General features: G+C 69.4%; 19 protein-coding genes and 1 pseudogene. 10 read left to right on the forward strand and 10 right to left on the reverse strand.

Features of this window, described 5'->3' with window-relative positions; all coding sequences use genetic code 11:
* A partial coding sequence (locus AB0I77_RS40590; protein ID WP_363287855.1) for a maltotransferase domain-containing protein occupies positions 1-776 on the reverse strand: 776 nt, incomplete at its 3' end.
* Between the two features lie 250 nt (positions 777-1026).
* Positions 1027-2253, reverse strand: coding sequence for a S8 family peptidase (locus AB0I77_RS40595; RefSeq protein ID WP_363287856.1), 1227 nt, complete (start codon positions 2251-2253; stop codon positions 1027-1029).
* A gap of 235 nt (positions 2254-2488) precedes the next feature.
* On the opposite strand from AB0I77_RS40595, the gene AB0I77_RS40600 reads away from it, so the two are divergent.
* The 6 genes from AB0I77_RS40600 to AB0I77_RS40625 all read left to right on the forward strand — a co-directional run bounded on the left by AB0I77_RS40600 (position 2489) and on the right by AB0I77_RS40625 (position 8509).
* Entirely contained in the window at positions 2489-5107 is a 2619-nt protein-coding gene (locus AB0I77_RS40600) for a glycosyltransferase family 1 protein (RefSeq protein ID WP_363287857.1), read from the forward strand.
* 87 nt (positions 5108-5194) lie between these two features.
* Positions 5195-5719 (forward strand): ATP-binding protein, encoded by a 525-nt coding sequence (locus AB0I77_RS40605; protein WP_363287858.1) that lies wholly within the window; start codon positions 5195-5197, stop codon positions 5717-5719.
* Between the two features lie 138 nt (positions 5720-5857).
* Positions 5858-6181 (forward strand): hypothetical protein, encoded by a 324-nt coding sequence (locus AB0I77_RS40610; protein ID WP_363287859.1) that lies wholly within the window; start codon positions 5858-5860, stop codon positions 6179-6181.
* On the forward strand, positions 6178-7608 hold the full coding sequence (locus AB0I77_RS40615) for a hypothetical protein (RefSeq protein WP_363287860.1): 1431 nt from the start codon (positions 6178-6180) through the stop codon (positions 7606-7608). Before AB0I77_RS40610 ends, AB0I77_RS40615 begins: the two co-directional genes overlap by 4 nt.
* Before the next feature lie 21 nt (positions 7609-7629).
* Positions 7630-8121 carry a SitI3 family protein gene (locus AB0I77_RS40620; RefSeq protein ID WP_363287861.1) on the forward strand — a complete coding sequence of 164 codons (492 nt, stop codon included), beginning with the start codon at positions 7630-7632 and terminating at the stop codon, positions 8119-8121.
* 40 nt (positions 8122-8161) lie between these two features.
* Positions 8162-8509 (forward strand): DUF6086 family protein, encoded by a 348-nt coding sequence (locus AB0I77_RS40625; protein WP_363287862.1) that lies wholly within the window; start codon positions 8162-8164, stop codon positions 8507-8509.
* 243 nt (positions 8510-8752) lie between these two features.
* Here the strand turns inward: AB0I77_RS40625 and AB0I77_RS40630 are convergent, their stop codons facing one another.
* Both AB0I77_RS40630 and AB0I77_RS40635 read right to left on the reverse strand, forming a co-directional pair.
* Positions 8753-9220 (reverse strand): NUDIX domain-containing protein, encoded by a 468-nt coding sequence (locus AB0I77_RS40630; protein WP_363287863.1) that lies wholly within the window; start codon positions 9218-9220, stop codon positions 8753-8755.
* Positions 9213-9968: a DUF5919 domain-containing protein gene (locus AB0I77_RS40635; protein ID WP_363287864.1), complete on the reverse strand. Its 756-nt coding sequence runs from the start codon at positions 9966-9968 to the stop codon at positions 9213-9215. Before AB0I77_RS40635 ends, AB0I77_RS40630 begins: the two co-directional genes overlap by 8 nt.
* A gap of 183 nt (positions 9969-10151) precedes the next feature.
* On the opposite strand from AB0I77_RS40635, the gene AB0I77_RS40640 reads away from it, so the two are divergent.
* From AB0I77_RS40640 to AB0I77_RS40650, 3 genes are all read left to right on the forward strand, one after another.
* Entirely contained in the window at positions 10152-10454 is a 303-nt protein-coding gene (locus AB0I77_RS40640; RefSeq protein ID WP_363287865.1) for a hypothetical protein, read from the forward strand.
* Positions 10451-10837, forward strand: a complete 387-nt coding sequence (locus tag AB0I77_RS40645; RefSeq protein WP_363287866.1) for a hypothetical protein — start codon at positions 10451-10453, stop codon at positions 10835-10837. Before AB0I77_RS40640 ends, AB0I77_RS40645 begins: the two co-directional genes overlap by 4 nt.
* 68 nt (positions 10838-10905) lie before the next feature.
* A complete protein-coding gene (locus tag AB0I77_RS40650) occupies positions 10906-11097 on the forward strand; it encodes a hypothetical protein (RefSeq protein WP_363287867.1) in 192 nt (63 codons plus the stop codon).
* A gap of 1543 nt (positions 11098-12640) precedes the next feature.
* Here the strand turns inward: AB0I77_RS40650 and AB0I77_RS40655 are convergent.
* The 4 genes from AB0I77_RS40655 to AB0I77_RS40670 all read right to left on the reverse strand — a co-directional run bounded on the left by AB0I77_RS40655 (position 12641) and on the right by AB0I77_RS40670 (position 17869).
* On the reverse strand, positions 12641-13147 hold the full coding sequence (locus AB0I77_RS40655) for a DUF1990 domain-containing protein (protein WP_363287868.1): 507 nt from the start codon (positions 13145-13147) through the stop codon (positions 12641-12643).
* Between the two features lie 72 nt (positions 13148-13219).
* Positions 13220-14884 carry a M4 family metallopeptidase gene (locus AB0I77_RS40660; RefSeq protein WP_363287869.1) on the reverse strand — a complete coding sequence of 555 codons (1665 nt, stop codon included), beginning with the start codon at positions 14882-14884 and terminating at the stop codon, positions 13220-13222.
* A gap of 214 nt (positions 14885-15098) precedes the next feature.
* Positions 15099-17174 carry a M4 family metallopeptidase gene (locus tag AB0I77_RS40665; protein WP_363287870.1) on the reverse strand — a complete coding sequence of 692 codons (2076 nt, stop codon included), beginning with the start codon at positions 17172-17174 and terminating at the stop codon, positions 15099-15101.
* A 299-nt stretch (positions 17175-17473) separates the two neighbouring features.
* Positions 17474-17869 (reverse strand): Dabb family protein, encoded by a 396-nt coding sequence (locus AB0I77_RS40670; protein ID WP_363287871.1) that lies wholly within the window; start codon positions 17867-17869, stop codon positions 17474-17476.
* A 115-nt stretch (positions 17870-17984) separates the two neighbouring features.
* On the opposite strand from AB0I77_RS40670, the gene AB0I77_RS40675 reads away from it, so the two are divergent.
* A complete protein-coding gene (locus tag AB0I77_RS40675; protein WP_363287872.1) occupies positions 17985-18614 on the forward strand; it encodes a TetR/AcrR family transcriptional regulator in 630 nt (209 codons plus the stop codon).
* Positions 18615-18625: 11 nt separating this feature from the next.
* On the opposite strand, the gene AB0I77_RS40680 is transcribed toward AB0I77_RS40675, so the two are convergent.
* Positions 18626-20386: an ABC transporter ATP-binding protein gene (locus AB0I77_RS40680; protein WP_363287873.1), complete on the reverse strand. Its 1761-nt coding sequence runs from the start codon at positions 20384-20386 to the stop codon at positions 18626-18628.
* A pseudogene (locus AB0I77_RS40685) lies at positions 20383-20646 on the reverse strand (transcription termination/antitermination protein NusG); the annotation flags it as partial. The pseudogene AB0I77_RS40685 and the gene AB0I77_RS40680, both read right to left, overlap by 4 nt.

Genomic DNA, 20646 nt, shown 5'->3' on the forward strand with positions numbered 1-20646 from the left:
GTGCCGTGCGGGTGGTCGGCACTCCCCTCGGAGCGGGGGAAGAACTCGTACCAGGAGCCGTACAGGGCGCGTTCGCGTTCCACCAGCAGCGGCAGTGTCCGCGAGGCGGTCACCAGCTCCCGCAGCGGATGCCGGGCCAGCACCGCGTCCACCTCCGGCGTCAACGCCGCGGCCAGCCGCGACGCCGCGGGACGGGTCTCGTCCCGCAGGGCGTCGGCGGCGGCGAGGATCACGTCCCGATGGCCGCCGTCCCTCGGCACACCGGCGGCGGCCCGCTCGTACAGCCGCGCGCCCTCCTCCAGCACCGACTCGGTGTCCATCCCCGCGGGGATCTTGATCTGCGCGTGGTGCCGCCAGGTGGTGATGGGATCGCCCCACGCCTCCACCGTGTACGTCCAGCGGCCCGGCGCGCCGGCGGTGACGGTGGCGCCCCACCGGTCGGTGCCCGGGGCCAACTCCCGCATCGGCGTCCAGGGACCGGGGCGGCCTTCCGGGTCCCTGAGGACGACGTTGGCGGCGACGGCGTCGTGCCCCTCGCGGAACACGGTGGCCGAGATCTCGAACGACTCGCCGGTCACCGCCTTGGCGGGCCTGCGGCCCTGCTGGACGACCGGGCGGACGTCGAGGACGGGTATGCGCCCCAGCGCCGGGACGTCAGCCGGGACGTCGTCCACGGAGGGTTTCTCCGGGACCGGCGGGCCGGCCTCGACCGGGCGCACGGGGGGTGCGTCTGTGCTGCGTGTCGGGGGTGCTGACGAGTGGTGCGTGGCGGGCATGACCGCTCCTGTCCGCATCAACGTGGGTGGGCGGATGGGGGTGTGGGGAGGTGGGTCCCGCGTGGCACACCTGGGGCGTGCCAGTGCTGAGACTGTGCTGTAGCTGTGCTGCGCCTGCGAGGTGTACCGGAGGAGCCTTCCCACCCTATTCGGGTGGGCAATCCGGCACTTTGTTAACTACTCACGCGTATGTCTACACACAAGACCGGCCCCGTTCGCGCCGAACGGGGCCGGTGCTGGGACTTGGACATTATGAGCGCGGCACTTGCAGAAGTTTGTTCGGTGAGCCGAGTCCCCGGCCGGAGACCTTTCCGGACGCGGCCAGCGTGACGAGTGTCTCCCCGACCTGTGCGGGAGTGGCCCTCCGATGGCCCGCGAGATAGAGCGCGGCGGCGCCCGCGGCGTGCGGCGACGCCATCGACGTACCGGAGTAGGTCGCCCGGCCGGTGTCGCTCGCGTAGGACGTCGAGGTGATCGACGCGCCCGGTGCGAACAGGTCGAGGGCCGAGCCGTAGTTGGAGAAGCCGGCCCGCGCGTCCCGCTTGTCGCTCGCGCCGACCGTGATCGCCTGCCGTACGCCCGCGGGGGAGTAGAGACCGGCCGGCATCCCTTCGTTGCCCGCCGCGACGGTGTACGTGACACCGGACGCGATCGAGTTGCGTACGGCGGCGTCCAGCTGGGCGTTGTAGAAGCCGCCCAGGCTGAGGTTGGCGACCGCGGGCTTCTTCGCGTGCCTGGTCACCCAGTCGATGCCGGCGACGACCCGGGCCGTGGTGCCCGCGCCGTTGCTGTCGAGGACGCGTACGGCGACCACCTTGGCCTTCTTGGCGACGCCGTACTTCGTGCCGGCGGCGATGCCGGCGACATGCGTGCCGTGCCCGTTGCCGTCGCTCGCCGCCTTGTCGTCGCCGACGAAGTCCCAGCCGCTGCTCGCCCGGCCGCCGAAGTCCTTGTGGCTGGTCCGGATGCCGGTGTCGATCACGTAGACCGTCGCTCCCGCGCCCTGGGACTCCGGCGAGGTGTAGCTCCTGTCGAGCGGCGGCTTCGGCTGGTCGAGGCGGTCCAGGCCCCAGGACGGCGGGTTCTTCTGGACGTGGTCGAGGCTCACGCGGGTGTCTTGGTCGAGGCCCACGCGGGTGTCCTGGACGACCGAGGCGACCCGGGAGTCCGCCGCGAGCAGCTTCGCCTGTCTCTCGTTCGCCTTGACGGCATAGCCGTTGAGGACCGTGCCGTAGGTGTGGCTGATGTGCGCCCCATATGTCCCGGCGAGACCCTTTCCGTCTGCCGACGAGGCCTTTGTTCCCCCCTTGAGCGTCACCAGGTAACTTCCGCTGACGGAGCCGGGCTGGCCGGCGCCGAGTATCCGGCCCTCCGGTGCGGCGTGCGCGGGCAGGGTGATGGCCGAAAGTGCCGCGGCACAGGTGACCGCGGTCAGACCCCCCGCCCGGCGCAGAGGCCGCCTTCGCGTCGGTGCCATGGCTGTGTCCCCCTCCTCGACTCGGCGTACGGCAGCCGTGTTTCGCCGGGTGCACCCCGGTTGCCGGCCGGTACGCCACTTGGGCAGCCTCTCGTGCGGTGTGAAGTACCACAAGGACGCCTACAGGGGTGGAATCGGCCAAATCGGAAGCAGCAGGCACGCTGGTAGCGTCATGACGGACGATGAGACGCACAGCGTTGTGCGTCCGCGACAGCGACTCGCGCCGAGGTGGCAAGTGAAGGCGATCCGTCGATTCACCGTCCGACCCGTCCTCCCTGAATCCCTGCGGCCGCTCAGCGACCTCGCGCGCAATCTGCGCTGGTCCTGGCACGCGGAGACCCGTGACCTCTTCCAGTCCGTCGATCCGGAGCGCTGGGCCTCCTCGGACGGCGATCCCGTACGGCTCCTCGGCAGCGTGCGCACCGCACGGCTCGCCGAACTCGCCGAGGACCGCCGCTTCCTGCGTCGGCTCACGGCGGTCGCCGACGACCTGGGCGACTACGTCACCGGCGACCGCTGGTACCAGACCCAGCCCGCCGAACTCCCCGCCGCCGTCGCCTACTTCTCGCCCGAGTTCGGCATCACGGCCGCCCTGCCCCAGTACTCCGGCGGCCTCGGCATCCTGGCCGGCGACCATCTCAAGGCGGCCAGCGACCTCGGCGTGCCGCTGATCGGCGTCGGACTCCTGTACCGGCACGGCTACTTCCGCCAGTCCCTGTCCCGGGACGGCTGGCAGCAGGAGCACTATCCGGTCCTCGACCCCAACGAACTGCCCGTCGCCCCCCTCAGGGAGGCCGACGGCACCCCGGCCGACGTCTCCCTCGCCCTGCCCGGCGGCAAGCAGCTGCGCGCCCGTATCTGGCTGGCCCAGGTGGGCCGGGTCCCGCTGCTGATGCTGGACTCGGACGTCGAGGAGAACGACCTCGGCGAACGCGGGGTGACCGACCGGCTCTACGGCGGCGGCAGCGAGCACCGGCTGTTGCAGGAGATGCTGCTGGGCATAGGAGGAGTGCGGGCGGTACGGACGTACTGCCGACTGACCGGCCACCCCGCCCCGGAGGTCTTCCACACCAATGAGGGCCACGCGGGCTTCCTCGGCCTGGAGCGGATCGCCGAACTCTGCGACCAGGGGCTCGATTTCGACGCCGGCCTCGAAGCGGTCCGGGCGGGCACCGTGTTCACCACCCATACCCCCGTCCCGGCCGGCATCGACCGCTTCGACCGCGAGCTGGTCGCCCGCCACTTCGGCGCCGACGCCGAACTCCCGCGCATGGACGTCGGACGCATCCTCAACCTGGGCATGGAGACCTACCCCGGCGGCGAACCCAACCTCTTCAACATGGCCGTGATGGGCCTGCGCCTGGCCCAGCGCGCCAACGGGGTCTCCCTCCTCCACGGCGCGGTCAGCCGGGAGATGTTCTCCGGACTGTGGCCGGGATTCGACCCCGAGGAGGTGCCGATCACCTCCGTGACGAACGGCGTGCACGCCCCGACCTGGGTCGCCCCCGAGGTGCTCCGGCTCGGCGCCCGGCAGGTCGGCGCCCAGCGCACCGAGGACGCCCTGACGGTCGGCGGCTCGGACCGCTGGGACGCGGTCGCGGACATCCCCGACCAGGACATCTGGGAGCTGCGGCGGAACCTGCGCGAGCAGCTGGTGACGGAGGTGCGCGAGCGGCTGCGGGCCTCTTGGCGGCAACGCGGCGCGGGGACGGCCGAGTTGGGCTGGATCGACGGTGTGCTCGACCCGGATGTCCTCACGATCGGATTCGCGCGGCGCGTCCCGTCGTACAAACGCCTGACCCTCATGCTCCGCGACCGCGACCGCCTGATGGAACTCCTGCTCCACCCCGAGCGCCCGATCCAGATCGTCGTGGCGGGCAAGGCGCACCCGGCGGACGACGGCGGCAAGCGCCTGGTCCAGGAGCTGGTGCGATTCGCGGACGACCCGCGCGTGCGCCACCGCATCGTCTTCCTCCCCGACTACGGCATGGCGATGGCGCAGAAGCTGTACCCCGGCTGCGACATCTGGCTGAACAACCCGCTCCGCCCCCTGGAGGCGTGCGGCACGTCCGGTATGAAGGCCGCCCTGAACGGCTGCCTCAACCTCTCCGTCCTGGACGGCTGGTGGGACGAGTGGTTCCAGCCCGACTTCGGCTGGGCGATCCCCACGGCGGACGGCGCGGGCACCGACCACGACCGCCGCGACGACATAGAGGCCGCCGCGCTCTACGACCTGCTCGAACAGCGGGTGACCCCGCGCTTCTACGAACACGGCCAGCACGGCCTGCCCGACCGCTGGATCGAGATGGTCCGCCAGACGCTCACTCTGCTCGGCCCGAAGGTGCTGGCGGGCCGCATGGTCCGCGAGTACGTCGAGCGCCTCTACGCCCCGGCCGCCCACGCCCACCGCACGATGACCCCGGACCTGGCGGGCGAGGTCGCCGAGTGGAAGTCCAAGCTGCGCGCGGCCTGGCACGGCGTGAGAGTCGACCACGTCGAGACGACCGCCGCCACGGCCACGGCGGAACTCGGCACGACCCTGGGCCTTCGCGTGCGCGTGGCACTCGGCGACCTCGGCCCCGACGACGTCGAGGTACAGGCGGTCTCGGGCCGCGTGGACGAGGAGGACCACATCACCGACGCGACGACGGTCCCCCTGAAACCGGCGGGCGGCCCGGACGCGGAGGGGCGGTGGGTGTACGAGGGTCCACTGTCCCTGGACCGCACGGGCCCGTACGGCTACACGGTCCGGGTCCTTCCCGCGCACCGGCTGCTGGCGTCGAGCGCGGAGCTGGGTCTGGTGGTGGCGCCGTCGGAGGAAGTGGTGGAGGGGGCGGGGGTGTTGATGCGGTGAGTTCGGTGCTTCCCGGATCACCTGCCCGCTAGAGGTCACGCGCTGAAAGAAGTTGTCCTTCACCTGGGTTCCATGAACGATCCGGGTGTGACCACGTTGTTCCTGACAGTCGGCCTGCCGGGCGCCGGAAAGACCACCAGGGCCCGGCAGCTGGCCAACGAGCACAGCGCGCTGCGGCTGACAACTGACGAGTGGATGATTCCGCTGTTCGGCGAGTCGGACGCGGACGGGAAGCGCGAAGTCCTGGAAGGACGGCTGCTCTGGCTCGCTCTGGAGGCACTGAGGCTCGGAACCAGTGTGGTCCTTGACTTCGGATGCTGGTCTCGAGACGAGAGGTCCGCGATCCGCTGGTTGGCGAAGTCCGTGGGCGCGTCCTGTCACCTCGTGTACGTGCCGGTGGACCCCGAGACCCAACGCGCTCGGATCGCCCATCGCCAGGCGACCACTCCGGATCAGACCTACCCGATGAGCGAGGCGGACCTCTCGCACTGGCGGACGCTGTTCGAGGAGCCCGACGCCGCGGAACTCGAGGGTCATGAGATCGGCGGTCCGCCTCGTGGGTGGTCGGGTTGGGCGGAGTGGGCTGCCGATCAGTGGCCGTCGTTCCGGTGAGGCGGGGCGGGCGATCTTTGCCCGCCCTTGCCGTCCGGGTTACTCGCCGCGCACCCGGGCCATACCTGGCTTATACGCACTCTCAGTACCGTCAGAGGGTGACGTATGGGGGCGACCGCGTGTCGGTACGGGGCACCGATGAGTGATCTGAAGGCGGACACCAAACGCATCCGCGAGTGCTCGCGCGCTCTCCAGAGGATTTACGACTCCTTCACGAGCCGGGCCAATCCGGCCGACGACTTCTCGGCCGCGGAACTCGGGAACAAGCACGTCGTCGACGCCTTCGACGAATTCGCCGGCAACTGGAAGATCCACCGCAAGGACCTAGCGGAAAAGATAAGAACGCTCGGCGTCATCACCGCGGAAGCGGCCAAGAGTTACGACGCCGTCGACGCGCAGCTCGCCGAGGCGCTGCGCCGCCAGGACGTCCGGGCGGGGCGCGACGGAGGACCGCCGAAGTGAGGCGTCCTCCCGTCCACGAGTGGGCCGTGCTCGGTGAGGACGGCGACCCCGTGCCCGGCGACCCGGACGCCATCGCCCTGCTCGGCCAGTCACTGCGCGACATCGCCGACGACATCTGGCGCGAAGCCGGTGACGTGGAGGCGCTGTGCACCGTGGACGCCTGGAAGTCGAAGGCGGCCGACACGTTCCGCGACACGGCACACGACACGCTCAAGCCCCTGCGGAAGGCGTATCACCGCTACGACAAGGCCGCGAGTGCCATGGGCGCACGGGTCCGCCCGGACAGCGTCGCCGACTGGGCGAGCGCCCTCGAACACGCGCAACAACTGGCCGACAAGGCACTGAAGGCGGGACAGGCCGCGCACAGCGACCACGAGACGGCGCTCAGGAGCATCAAGAACCTCCCGCCGGACACCCCGGACGACGACCCCGAACTCGTACGGCAGAAGAAGAAGCGGGACCAGGCCGCGGGTGACCTGGGCGCCGCGAAGTCGGCACTCCAGCACGCGAAGAACGTGTGCGAGGACGCCGCGAAAACGGCCGCGAAAATCATCCACCGCGCCATCACCCACGACGGGATGCACGACTCCGGCTGGGACAAGTTCGAGAACACGGTCGACTCCGTGGTGTCCGACGTGGGGGACGTCCTGAAGGAGGTCGGCGAGACCCTGGTCTCGGACCTCGCCTCCATCGGCAACGCCATGGTGCACGACCTTCCCGCCACCCTGTCGGTCCTCGGCGGGCTCGCCATGGTGGTCGCGGGGGCCGGCGAGGAAGCGGGCGGTGTCCTGCTGGACGCGACCGGCATCGGGGCGGCGCTGGGCATTCCCATCAACGTGGCTGCCGCGGCGCAGATCGCGGTCGGCTTGTCGCTGGCGGGCGCCGGGATGGCCAACATCGCTCAGGATGCGGCGGGGCCGAACCGGGTGGATATGTCGTCCGACGGGGCGGGTGGGGGAGGGGGTGGTGACTGGGAGGTTGGGGCGGCCGAGCGGACCAAACCGTCGGGAGATCCCGACCCGAGTGCCCAGCCTCGTGGGAAGCCGGAATCGCTCAGCAAGAACGACAATGCCGAGACGGTCCGCGCGAAAGGGCGGGAGGTGCATTCCGCCGAGACCTTGGCCAAACAGGGGTACGACGTCGAACAGACGCCGGGTAAAATGCCAAACGGAACGAAGCCAGATTTCTGCATCGAGGGAAAAATATTCGATAACTACGCGCCGACTTCCGACAATCCCCGTTCTATCTGGAGGGCAGTTGAGAAGAAGGTGGACAAGGGGCAGACGGAGCGGGTGGTGCTGAACCTCGGGGACAGTGATGCCGATCTCGGAGCCCTTCGGCAGCAGTTCCACAGTTGGCCCAAGGAGGGGCTGAAAGAGGTCATGGTGATCGACCGTGAGGGAAATCTAGTCCATCTGTATCCGTAGAAACCAAGGAAGTCGCTCTGTATGGCAATCGAATACGACCTCGACATCGCCACGGGATCGTCCGCAGACGCAGTTGCTGCCTGGCTTACTGAAATCGGCAAGAGGATCGGTGTGTTTGACGCGTCGATCACGGGTGAGCAGCTGGCGGCCAAAGGGGTGTTCGTGTACACCTCACTAGGGACCTGCGTGACTGTGATCCAGCAGCGGCCACCACACCCCTGGGACCCAATCGTCGCCGGTCTCGGATTCACTCCGACGGTCGACGTGGGGTTCCGCATGGGTAAGGAAACGGGAACCTCGGACCAGCAGGACGACATGATCCGGTTGGTGGCACCTCTGTTGGAGCGTGTCGACGGCGATGCCGTGTTGCACTTCCAGTTCGAGGAAATCTGGCTGCTCCGCAAGAACGGCGAGCTGAGCTTGAACGAGGACGACGACCTCTGGCGCCCCCAGCGTCTGGCCCTCATCTCGCAGCCCTACCGCCGGGAAACCCACTCGATGGACGTGGATTGAGTCGGAGTCGGCCATGAAATTCAGGTTCCACGCAAGTGACATGCCCGGCCGGGACATCTGGTGCCCCGGCGTCGAGGTCGCCCACGCATTCGTAGGTACGGCCGAGGTCTTCTCCGGAATGTTCCGCGTCGACTCGGGCATCGGCGACCCCGTCGACGGCGTATGCGTCATCGATTTCCGCGACTTCAGCGCGCTCTGTGCCCTGGCACTCGCCCGGTTCAGCACATCCGATCAGGGAATCCTCCGTTCCCTGTCCCTCGGCTTCATCTCCACCTCCCTGGTGCTCATCGACCGGGCCGGCCATCCCGCCCCCGCGATGCCGGGGCCGGAGCAGGAACGGGCTTGGGCGGCCCTGCGGGAGCAGCATGCGCGGGCGATGCCTGTCTGATCGCGGGCTCGCCCTGCGGGACGCAGAGGGAAAGTACGAGCGCGGCAAGTGGCAGCGGGTCGTGACCGTGGAGCAGTGGCAAGCCTTCGTTACGGAAGCTGGGGCCGACGGCCTCCGAGGCTTGAGGCAGCCACCCCCTCCAGGGCCGGCGGCGTGCCCACGTGCGGCATCACGGCACCGCACTTTCAGACGGTAACGACCCCCGCCATGGAGCAACGGGGCCCACGTGTCCACGTGTGCCGACTACCGGGCGGCGGGCATGTTGCCGTCGCGCCAGTCGTTTACTCGCTTCCGGATGCTGGCGACCATGGGGAGTCCATCAACCTCTGCGGGCCTGAACCAGCGGACATCGGTGGATTCCTCGGATACCGCCAGTTGCCCAGCCACAGGACGAGCCATGAAGCAGATGGAGAACTCTTGCCGTACCTCGCCGTCGTCGTAGGCGAAGACGTGACGGGGGTTGGTGTAGGTCCCGACGATGCCGATGATCTCGACATCAAGCCCCGTTTCTTCGCGGGTCTCGCGAATCGCGCAGTCCGGCAGTGACTCGCCAATGTGCATGGCACCACCGGGGAGCGCCCACATGTCGTTGTCGCGCCGACGCTGAAGCAGAATGCGCCCGGAGTTGTCGACGACGACGGCAGAAGCAGCCGGAACCAAGCTGTTCGCGGCGGGGGCGTTCGGGTCGTCCTCGTAATCGCGCCTACCCATTGCCCTCCTCTTCCCATACCGGAGTGCCCCGTTTCCAGAGTTCCTCAATGTGCGAGGCGAAGCGATCGAACATGCCGTCGTCCTGGTGACGACGCAGATGCAGCGTAGGGGCATCGTGTCCAACGCTGTGCGTCAGCAAGGGCGTAACGATCATGTCGTCATCGAAACGGAACACGGACAGGTACGCATGTCCATCGCTGAACCTCGCGTCAACCCCCGGCTGATTTCTGATCTTCTCCAGCTCGGCGAGCGTCACGCGGATACGCGTCGACAGCGTGAGCGCGACAGCTTCGTCTTGCTCGCGGGACCGTGTGAGATCGCTGTCAGGGTCGCCGAGTAAAAAGCGCACTCGGCACCCCTGTGCGGCCTTACGCCGCAACGCGGTACCAAATCTGGCCTGTTCAAGCCACAGAAAGTAGTTGGTGTAACCAGCGAACGTCAGCTCACGCTCGGATTTGGTGATCAATGACCGCCAAAGCGAAGCCGGACAGCCCGACCGGTACGGATAGACGGAAACGACCTCACGGTCCGGACCGACCTTGATCGCCTTCCTTGCGGCTGCTGGCCATAACACGGTCTCCTCCTCTCCGAGTGCCTCGCAGGCGGCCCACCGATGGCGGGCACGGGGGATCCGTCCCGTCTCGGTGATCCAACGGCCGACAGTCTTGGTATCCACGCCGCATTTCTCTGCCAACTGACGATCTGTCATGCGGGCTTGGAGCATGGCGCGGCGCAGTACTTCGTTCACCGGTAACCCCCTGGGACGTTAGGCACGCTTCCAACGGTAGACCTCTTCCGTTCCTAACGGTCATGGAACGAAGTAGGAACGCGCCACCTGGGACGGAAGTGTGGAGGGCGACTGACACACAGACCCCCGCGACCGTGGCGACGGTCCGGGGGCGTGGCCACCAACCCCATGGAGGTTGACGACATGCCGCACTGTATCGGCAGCATCTTCGAACTGCTGTTGCGGTTACTGCTTCCCGCGGCGGGACGGCACCGGAGCGCTGAGACCAATCCCGTGCCGACCGTGGACGTGCAGACGGCCCGTCTCCCGCGCGTTCCCGTGTTGCGAGGTGAGGACATCGGCCTTGTGCGTCCCTACCTCGTCGCACACGAACGACGCCAGGGGGAACGGCGGCGACGGGCACGACGGCGCACGCTGGTACTCGCGACGCACGGCATCGACATCGGCCCGCGCCGGTTTCACGGGGCGGAGGTGACGGCCGGATGAGCTACGACCGCAACGCCGTTACCACGACGGGTCCGGGCCTGCGGCTGCTGCCGTGGGAGACCGACACCGGCAAGCCGTGCTTCCTGTCCACGAATGGGACCCCGGGCGCCCTGGCTCGCATCGCGGACGAGATCGAGGCGGATCAGTTGCGTGACGGCGCCGATGTCCTCATGGGCGCCCGAGCTGTCTTGGACGACCGTAAGGCCGGGGAGTACGCGCTGCGTCTCGCCCTGCGGGCGGCTACCCAGTGCCTCGGCGATGTTCTGCGGATCGCCGACAGCCGGGGCGCACGCCTGCCCCAGCCGGACGATGCCCAGGACGCAGACGACAGCGACGACGACCAGGACGACGACCCGCAGCTTCCGGCTGAGGCATGCGGATGAGCGCGGGCAACGCGATCACACGGGGCCGGTACCGGTTCGCGGAATGGACACTGACAGCCGTACCTGCCATGGCCGTGCGTCACTGCGGTCGGTGCCTCACGTGCGGCGAACGCTCCGCCGACACGGCCGACGCGGACGACGCCCAGATGTGGTGTCTCAAGCACGCGGGCCTGACGCAGCACAGCGGCTACGAGCTGTCGGCGTTCCAGTACTTCAACGCCACCATGACTGACCCCGGTATGGAGCCGCACGCGACGTAGACCGAGGTGAGGCAAGCAAGACCAGGGCCCCGACTCTCGCTTCCCGAAGCGTCGGGGCCCTTCTCTGTCCGAGCTGGAGAAGCACTCTGAGCAGGGAAACCAGGACGTACTTTCGCAAGACGTCGTTCCTGTCGCGGGCGATGCCGGGGTGTCCATCCTGCCAAGTCTGCGTAGAGAACGAGGCGGCGCACGGGTCAGTGAACGTCCATTCGAGCGCGGTACCGAGGGGCGTCGAGCCACTTCCGTACGGCCCGGCTGTACTGGCGTCGGTCATGCTGCAGTGCGTTGCGCGGGAATCGTGGCGCCACTCGGCGCACATGTACAGCCGGTCGTCGACACCCTCACCGAGCAGGACGGCCGAGAACGGGTTCGCGGTGCCGTAGTCGATGCCGCACCAGTGGCGCCGCATCGCACCACGATCTGTGTCGGTGATGGGGCGCTCGCCATGGGGATGTCACCTCCATAACGTTCCTCAAGATCAACCCTTTGGAGTTGATCAAATGTGCAGCATGGGCCCGTGAAGGTTGCGGAACTCGTTCTCGAATATCTAAAGGCCGTTGCTTGGCCCGTCACGACGATCGGGCTCGTGTGGTTCTTGCGTGCGCATCTACGTGAAGCCTTTGGGCGCTTGACGCGGCTGGAAACCCCGCTCGGTGCTGTGGACTTTGAAGTCGAGGCGCGTCACCTCCGGGAGCGCGCTGATGAGTTGGTGTCTTCGGAACCAGGGCCGGAGCCGGGGCCAGAGCCGGATCCGTGGGCGGGGGGCTGGGGTCCGGAGCCAGAACCGGAGCCGTGGGACGTCGGGGCCAGGGGCGGGGGCTGGGGTGGAGGCGGGGTGCCAGAGCCGGAGCCGGAGTCGGAACCGGAGCCGGAGCCGGGGCCAGAGCCGGAGCCGCGAGGGGGCTCTCTCTTGCGAGCGGACGCGTGGGCAAGGGACGTGTGGGCGAGCAAGTTGGACGAAGCCGACGCTTTGGCTTCGACGTCCCCTGTGGCAGCGATCATCATCGCGTGGGAGGCGGTTAAGGGCCTCGTCGAAGAGGTCTTGCCTGAGTCTTGGACTGGGCCGTCGCACGCTAGGCGCAGAAACCTCGTAAACGAGATGGTTCGCGCGGGTATGTCGCCAGTGTCGGTGACAATGCTCAGGGAGCTACACCGACTGCGCGATCGTGCAGTTCATGGCGAGCCCGTGTCGATGCAAGGCGCGCGGGATTTCGTGTCTGCTGCTCGCAGCCTGACTCATGAATTTGGGATGCATGGCGACTCAACGTGAGAGCTGTGATCGGGTCCTGCCTTCAGCGGGCGGGACTGCGGCGTCACCTCCGGCGGCATGTGAAAGGCCCCGTCAGGGGGTAGCGACGGGGCGTTCGGGTTGAGCGTACGTTCCGGAACGCCGAAGACAGAGCTAACCGAACTGCGGCCCGGTTGCGCGCGCATGGCGTCGCCGAGGGCGGCGGCGAGGGCTTCGACGCGGCGCCGCGAAGTTGTTGTGGTGAGAGGTGGGCGGGCGGCTGAGGCGGCTCCGCGTCGCGTGAGTTCGGCCCGGCTATGCCTCGTCCCCGCCGCACAACTTCCGCAACACCACCCCACACCGCCGCGCATACGCATGCTGCAACCCCCGCGTCGCGGGCCCGCCCGCCCGGGCGTACCACTTCGCGCCGCGGCTGAACGCGGAGATCGTGAGCCAGACCGTGCCGTCGCCCGTGCGTTCCACGATGAAGGATTCCTCGCCGCACTCGGGGTGGCCGGACAGTGTGCCGTACGCCCAGCCGGCCCGCCTCGGCTCCTCCACTGTCCAGACCACCCGGCACGGTGCCTTGATCATGCCGGCGAGGGTGACGGTGACGTCGACGTCGGGGGCGGCGCGGTCCGCGCTCGCGTCGATGCCGACGCCCATCGCGCGGTGCATCTCCCAGGTGAGGACCGCCTCGGCGGCTCTGCGGAAGACCTCCTGGCCCTCGCCGATGATGGTGCGCACGTGCAGGGGGTGGAAGCCGGGCGGGCAGAAGCCGTTCTCCCGGGTCGCGCCGACGTCGTCGTACGTGAAGGACATGGGTCCCAAGGGTAGGGCGGCCCCCGGGGATGCCTTCGTCCCGGGGGCCCGCCTGTCCCAACTCGCGGAAGGTCAGCTGACGTTGACCGCCGACCAGGCCGCCGCGACCGCCTTGTACTCGGTGCTGTCGGAGCCGTACAGGGCCGTTGCCGCGCTCAGTGTGCCGGTGCGGGCCGCCTTGTAGTTGGTGGTCGACGTGAAGTACGTCGTCAGGGCCTTGTACCAGATCTGGAGGGCCTTGGCGCGGCCGATGCCGGTGACCGTGGAGCCGTTGGAGGTCGGGGAGTTGTAGCTCACCCCGTTGATCGTCTTCGCGCCGCTGCCCTCGGACAGGAGGTAGAAGAAGTGGTTCCCTACGCCCGAGGAGTTGTGGACGTCCAGGTTGCCGACGCCGGAGGACCAGGAGTCCGCCGAGCCGCCGTCCTTGCTGGGCTTGTCCATGTAGCGCAGCGGGCTGCCGTCGCCGTTGATGTCGATCTTCTCGCCGATGAGGTAGTCGCCGGGGTCGGAGGCGTTGGCCGCGTAGAACTCCACGCCCGTGCCGAAGATGTCGGAGGTGGCCTCGTTCAGGCCGCCGGACTCGCCGCTGTAGTTCAGGCCCGCCGTGTTCGAGGTGACGCCGTGGCTCATCTCGTGGCCGGCCACGTCCAGCGAGGTCAGCGGGTTGGTGTTGCCCTCGCCGTCGCCGTACGTCATGCAGAAGCAGCTGTCGTCCCAGAAGGCGTTGACGTACGCGTTGCCGTAGTGGACGCGGGAGTAGGCGGCCTTGCCGTCGTTCTTGATGCCGCTGCGGCCGAAGGTGGACTTGTAGAAGTCCCAGGTCTCCTGGGCGCCGTAGGCGGCGTCGACGGCCGCGGTCTGGTCCGTGGTGGAGCTGGAGGCCGCGCCCGTGCCCCACGTGTCGTCCGCGTCGGTGAACAGGGTGCCGGTGCCGGACGTCCCGCGGGCCAGGTTGTACGTCTTGTGGCCGCCGCGCGTCCCGTCGGTCAGCTGGTACGTCGAGCCCGACTGGGTGGTGCCGAGGGTGACCGTGCCCGAGTAGAGGCTCTTGCCGGTGCCGTTCTCGATGCCCTGGTACTCGAAGAGCTTCTCGCCGGTGGCCGCGTCGGTGATGACATGCAGCTCGTTCGGGGTGCCGTCGTCCTGAAGGCCGCCGACGACCGTCTCGTACGCCAGGGTCGGCTTGCCGTCGGCCGCCCAGATCACCTTGCGGGGCGCCGAGTCGGCTTCCGTCTTCTTCGAGCCCGCGGCCTTCGCCGCCGTCAGCGCCTGCTTCTCCGCCTTGGACGTGGCGACCCGCGGGGTCACAGAGGCGACCTTGATGGTGGCCTTGACGGACTTCGTCACGCTCTTGGTCGCGCCGCTGGGGGCCTGGTGGACGACCAGGTCGCCGCCCAGGACCGGCAGGCCCGCGTAGGTGCGCTCGTAGCGGGTGTGGACCGCGCCGTCGGCGTCCTTCACGACGTCCTTGACGACCAGCTTCTCCTTGGTGCCGAGGCCTATCTCCTGGGCGGTGTCGCCGGCGTCGGCCTGCCGCTCCTGGATGAGTGCGGTGCGCGCGGCCGCGGTCAGCTGGACGGGCGCGGCGGCGAGGGGGGCCTTGTCACCGGTGGAGTCCGCGGGGGTCTGGGCGACGGCGGAACCGGTCGTCAGGGCGGTGGTGAGCAGGGCGCCGGCGGCGACGGCGGTGGCGACGGCCAGAGTTGTGCGCTTGTGACGCGCGTAGAGGGGGGTCACGCGAGCTCCTAGTGTGGGGGAGTGCTGAGAGGTTGCGCGGCGGGTGAAGGAAGAGTGACATCGGCGCCGCGTACATGTCATGACCCTCAAGTGATGTTGGCCGGTAATCGTCTGTCCGGTGAACGTTTCGGGGACGTTAAGCGGGACGCAAAAGCGGGTGCCATCCCGGGAGTTCGCACTACCGGGACGGCACCCGCCCTGTTGGGCCCCCGGTTTACGGGAAGGTCAGTTTCCAGCCGTTGATGTATCCGGTGTCCCGGGCCGCCACGTCCTGGACCTTCAACGTCCAGGCGCCGTTGGCGACTTCGCTCGACGCGTTCACTGTGTAGGTCGTGTTGACGTTGTCCGCCGAGTCGTTGGAGCTGGCGGCCTTCAGGCGGTATGCCGTTCCGTCCGGGGCCACCAGGTCGATCACGAGGTCACCGCGCCAGGTGTGCACGATGTCGACCGCGACCGCGAGGTTCGAGGGCGCGTTGCCCGCCCGCCCGGACACGGTGATCGACGAGGTGACCGCCGCCCCGTTGTCCGGAATCGACACGTCGGTGGCGCTCTCGAAGGAGGTGCCGCCCCCGCCGCCCCCGCCGTCGGAGCGGGCGCCGACCGCGACACCGGCCCAGGCGTCCTGTACGGCCTTGTACTCGGCGCTCGTGGTGCCGTACAGCTCGCCCGCCGCCGCGAGCGTGCCGGTGCGGGCCGCCGCGTAGTTGGTGGTCGAGGTGAACTTCGTGGTCAGCGCGCGGAACCAGATCTTCTCCGCCTTGGCCCGGCCGATGCCGGTGACCGGGAGGCCGTCCGAGGTGGGCGAGTTGTAGCTGACGCCGTTGATGGTCTTGGCGCCGCTGCCCTCGCTCAGCAGGTAGAAGAAGTGGTTCGCCGGGCCCGAGGAGTAGTGCACGTCGATCGAGCCGATGCCCGAGTACCAGGCGTCCTTGGACGCACCGTCCTGGCTCGGCCGGTCCATGTACCGCAGCGGCGTGCCGTCGCCGTTGATGTCGATCTCCTCGCCGATGAGGTAGTCACCGACGTCGGAGGAGTTGTTGGCGTAGAACTCGACGGTCGAGCCGAAGATGTCGGAGGTCGCCTCGTTCAGGCCGCCCGACTCGCCGGAGTAGTTGAGTCCGGCCGTGTTGGAGGTGAGCCCGTGGGTCATCTCGTGCGCGGCCACGTCGATCGACGTCAGCGGGTTGGCGTTGCCCGAGCCGTCGCCGTACGTCATGCAGAAGCAGCTGTCGGACCAGAACGCGTTGACGTAGTTGTTGCCGTAGTGGACCCGGGAGTAGGCGCCGACACCGTCCCCGCGGATGCCGCTTCGGCCATGCACGTTCTTGTAGTAGTCCCAGGTCAGCGCGGCGCCGTAGTGCGCGTCGGCGGCGGCCGACTCCAGGTTCGACGGGGTGCCGTTGCCCCAGATGTCGTCCGGGCCGGAGAACAGGGTGCCGGTGCCCGAGGTGCCGCGGTTGAGGTTGTACGTCTTGTGGCTGCCGCGGGCGCCGTCGGTGAGGTTGTACGTCGACCCGGACTGCGTGGTGGTGAGCGGGACCTGGCCGCTGTACACCGTGTTGCCGGTGCCGTTCTCGATGGCCTCCCACTCGTACAGCTTCTCGCCGGTGGCCGCGTCCGTGACGACGTGCAGCTCCTGCGGGGTGCCGTCGTGCTGGAATCCGCCCACGACCGTCTCGTACGCCAGGGTCGGCTTGCCGTCGGCCGCCCAGATCACCTTGCGCGGGGCGCGGTTGACCTCGGGGCTCTTGGCGTCCTCGGCCTCGGCCGCCTTCAGGGCCTGGGTCTTGGCCTTGGCGGCGGGCAGCGCGGCCGTGGTCGTGGCCGGCTCGATGGCGGCGCGGGTGGCCTTGACGACGGCCTCGGTCGCGTCGGCCGCCGTGCTGTCCACGACCAGATCGCCACCCAGGACGGGCAGTCCGTCGTAGGTGCGCTCGTAGCGGGTGTGCACGGTGCCGTCGCCGTCCTTGAGGACGTCACGGACGACGAGCTTCTCCTTGGCGCCCAGGCCGAGTTCCTCGGCGGTCTCCGCCTTGGTGGCCTCGGCCGCGCGGAGCAGCGCGGCGCGCTGGGCGGGCGTCAGCTTGACCGACTCCGAGCCCGGTATGACCTTGCCCGCGGCCGACGGTGCCTTCGCCGGGGCTGCGGTGGCGGCGCCCGACTGGACGGCCGCGGCGATCAGGGCGGAGACGCCGATGAGGGCCACTGCGGCGACCCTGCGCTGGTTGGTGCCGCGTCTGTGGGAGGTGCGGGTGTGGGAGGTGCGTCTGTGGGAGGAACTGTCTCTCAACACTGACTCCTTCTGCGTGGCCGCGGGTCGCGCGGCCAGGGGACACCGGACGGCGGGTGGGCCGTCCGGGCAGAACAGGGCGGAACCTCGTGCGAGTGCCGGGCCGGGTACAGCGGAGGAAATGTGAGGTTGCTGTGAAGCGGCCGTGGGAAGAGTGGCAGGCGAGGGTGGTTCCTGTCAGGAGCGCGTCAGGAGATTGGCTGGAACCGTTCGTTGCTCGGTGGTTGGTGTTCGATATGCGGATCGTTCGGTTCGGGGCGGTCAGGTCGGGGCGGCCGGGTCAGGGCGGGGCGTCCGGATCAGAAGGGGCTCTCGGGAATCGCGGCCAACTGCGCTTCCCACTCCGGGTACTTGGCGACCTTCGCCTGGTGCAGCGCCATGACCTTCGCGCCCAGGCCGGGATCCATGTCGTCGGAGAGGCGGACCGCCGAGATCTTCTGGATGTGGGGCAGGATCACCCGGTCCCCGTCCAGGTGCACCGGGTCGTGCATGTATCGCTCCAGGGCCGCCAGATCCGCCACGCCCGCGCAGTAGGTGTGCGTGAAGCCCTCGGCCGGATCGCCGATGTCCTGTCCGACGACCCCGAACTCGGCGGACTCGATGGACGCGGTGCGTCGCATGGCCGCGAGCACCGCGGCCTTCTCCTTCTCGGTCGTGGCGTCCTTGAAGCTGAACCGCAGGATGTTGACGATCACGGGCTTCCTCCTTGCGCGGGTGTGGGGCGTGGCGTGTCTGAAGCGTGGCGTGCCTGAACCAGCGGGTTCAATTTAATGGTCCGCTTGGTCAATCACAAGGCGGTACCCTGCACCTGTGACATCGCCAACTCGCCTCGCTCGTGGGCGAATCGACAAACGCCAGGCGATCCTGGACGCCGCCTTCACGGTGTTCGCGCGCCGGGGTTACACGCAGGCCTGCGTGAAGGAGATCGCCGACGAGGCCGGCGTGGCCAAGCCGACGGTCTACAACCACCTCAGCGACAAGGAGAGCCTGTTCCGGCACACGCTGGAGGCCGCCGCCGACGCCGTGCTCGCGGAGAACCTCGCCGTCGTCGAGCGCTTGCGCGACCCCGGCGACGATCTGCGCGCGGCTCTCGCAGACGTCGGAAACCGACTGCTCAAGGTGTGCTGCGGCGACCGCTCCCGCGCCCTGCGCTGGCTGACGTACTCCCAGGTCGGCGGCTTCCCCGACCTGGTCGAGACGGTCCAGTCCCGTACCTCGGACCGGCTCGCCGAGGCACTGGCGGACCGGCTGGCCCGGCTCTCGCTGGCCGGCCGGCTGCGACCGTGTGACCCGGCGCAGGCAGCGGAACAGTTCCTGGCGCTGCTCGTGGGTCCCTTGGAGGCACGCACCCGCCTCGGCACCCGCAAGGTGCCGGCCGCCGAGACGCGGGCGGTGGCTCAGGCCGCGGTCGACACGTTCCTGCGGGCGTACGCGGCCTGAGGCGCCCTCAGCTAGTCCGAGCCGTCCGGCCGGTCCCCGTGCCAGGACCCCCACAGCGCCGCGTACGCCCCCTGCGCCGCCACCAGCTCCTCGTGTGTGCCGAGTTCGGTCAGCCGGCCCTTCTCCATCACCGCCACCCGGTCGGCGTCGTGGGCGGTGTGCAGGCGGTGGGCGATGGCGATGACCGTGCGGCCTTCGAGTACGGCGGCCAGGGCGCGCTCGGTGTGCCGGGCGGTCGTCGGGTCCAGCAGGGCCGTGGCCTCGTCGAGGATCAGGGTGTGCGGGTCGGCCAGGACGACCCGGGCCAGGGCGAGTTGCTGGGCCTGGGAGCCGTCCGTGCGGCAACCACCCTCCCCCAACAGGGTGTTGAGCCCGTCCGGCAGCTCCCGTACCCAGGATTCGGCGCCGACGGCGACCAGCGCGGACCACAACTCCTCGTCCGTCGCGGCTGGTTCGGCGATCAGCAGGTTGTCGCGGACCGTGCCCAGGAAGACGTGGTGTTCCTGGGTGACCAGGACGACCTGGCGGCGCAGCTGTTCGGGGTCGAGGCCGACGACCGGTACCCCGCCCACGGTCACCGTGCCCGAGGTCGGCGCGTCGACGCCCGCCAGCAGTCTGCTGAGGGTGGTCTTCCCGGCGCCGGAGGGGCCGACGACGGCGAGTCGCTCCCCGGGACGGACGGTGAGGTCGACCCCGTGCAGCACCTCGCCCCCGCGGCCGTAGGAATAGCGCGCGCCCTTCACGTCGAACCGGTCGTCCGCGGGGACGGCGGAGCCGTCCGTGCCCGCCCGCGGAGCCTGGGCCAGTCCCTCCACGCGGGCGAAGGAGGCGCCGCTGCTCTGTAGTTGCTCGAGGCGCACGAGGATCTCGTCGAGCGGTCCCTCGAACTGCCTCAGGTACAGCGCTGCCGCCACGACCGCTCCCAGGCTCACCGTCCCGCGCGCGTGCAGCACCTCGCCGATGAGCAGCACCCCCGCCACCGGGAGGAGGTACGACACCTCCACCACCGGGAAGAACACCGAGCGCAGGCGCAGCGTGTACAGGCGCCTGCGCCGGGACTGGTCCAACGCCTCCCGGCTCGCCGCCACCCGGCGCTCCCGCAGCCGGAACGCCTCCACCGTGCGGGCCCCGGCCACCGTCGCCGCGAGGATCTCGGCGACGTCCGAGTTCGCCGCGCCCTCGGCGAGATAGGCGTCCCGGGCCCGGCGCAGGTACCAGCGCAGGGCGAACCAGATCGGGGTGAGGGTGACCAGGCCCAGGGCGCCGAGCAGCGGGTCGATCACGAAGACCGCGCCGAGCAGGAACAGCGCCTGCACGATGTTGATGAGCAGCTCGGGGCCGGCGTCGCGCAGCGTGGTGCCGACGGTGGCCACGTCTGCGGTACCGCGCGCCGTCAGGTCACCGGTACCGGCCCGCTCCACCACGGACGCGGGCAGCGCCAGCGCCCGGTCGACGAACTCCTCGCGCACCCGCGCCAGCGTCCGCTCACCGAACCGGTGCCCCGCGTACCGGGCCCAGCGCGCCAGCAGCAGCTGCGCCGCCGCGCAGACCAGGATCCCGAGGGCGGCCCGGTCCACCGCGTCGACGCCGCCCCCGGACCGCACCTCGTCGATGATCCGGCCCAGCAGCCACGGCCCGGCGAGCCCCACTCCGGCGGCCGCCGCGTTCAGCGCGAGCACACCGAGGAAGGCCCGCCCATCGGCACGCACCAGCCGCACGGAGGCCCGCCGCACGGTTACCGGCTCGGCGATGGGCAGTTGTCCTCGCGTCATCCCATGACCTCCTCGGTGTCGGTGTGCGCTGGTTTGGCGGTGCCCGCTTGGGTGTCGGTGTGCGCCTGGTCGGCGGTGCCCGCCTCCGCGCCGGCGTCCGCCTGTTCGGCTCCGCCCGCCTCCGCGCCGGCGTCCGCCTGTTCGGCTCCGCCCGTCTCGGCGTCCGCGTCCGCCTGTTCGGCTCCGCCCGCCTCCGCGCCGGCGTCCGCCTGTTCGGCTCCGCCCGTCTCGGCGTCCGCGTCCGCCTGTTCGGCTCCGCC

Source organism: Streptomyces sp. NPDC050619 (genome assembly GCF_040654815.1).
Classification (GTDB): Bacteria; Actinomycetota; Actinomycetes; order Streptomycetales; family Streptomycetaceae; genus Streptomyces.

Coding starts and splice junctions, on each gene's coding strand:
- AB0I77_RS40595 (WP_363287856.1), bottom strand. CDS start 2,253: ATGGCACCGACGCGAAGGCGGCCTCTGCGCCGGGCGGGGGGTCTGACC.
- AB0I77_RS40610 (WP_363287859.1), top strand. CDS start 5,858: ATGAGTGATCTGAAGGCGGACACCAAACGCATCCGCGAGTGCTCGCGC.
- AB0I77_RS40620 (WP_363287861.1), top strand. CDS start 7,630: ATGGCAATCGAATACGACCTCGACATCGCCACGGGATCGTCCGCAGAC.
- AB0I77_RS40625 (WP_363287862.1), top strand. CDS start 8,162: ATGCCCGGCCGGGACATCTGGTGCCCCGGCGTCGAGGTCGCCCACGCA.
- AB0I77_RS40630 (WP_363287863.1), bottom strand. CDS start 9,220: ATGGGTAGGCGCGATTACGAGGACGACCCGAACGCCCCCGCCGCGAAC.
- AB0I77_RS40640 (WP_363287865.1), top strand. CDS start 10,152: ATGCCGCACTGTATCGGCAGCATCTTCGAACTGCTGTTGCGGTTACTG.
- AB0I77_RS40645 (WP_363287866.1), top strand. CDS start 10,451: ATGAGCTACGACCGCAACGCCGTTACCACGACGGGTCCGGGCCTGCGG.
- AB0I77_RS40650 (WP_363287867.1), top strand. CDS start 10,906: ATGGCCGTGCGTCACTGCGGTCGGTGCCTCACGTGCGGCGAACGCTCC.
- AB0I77_RS40655 (WP_363287868.1), bottom strand. CDS start 13,147: ATGTCCTTCACGTACGACGACGTCGGCGCGACCCGGGAGAACGGCTTC.
- AB0I77_RS40680 (WP_363287873.1), bottom strand. CDS start 20,386: ATGACGCGAGGACAACTGCCCATCGCCGAGCCGGTAACCGTGCGGCGG.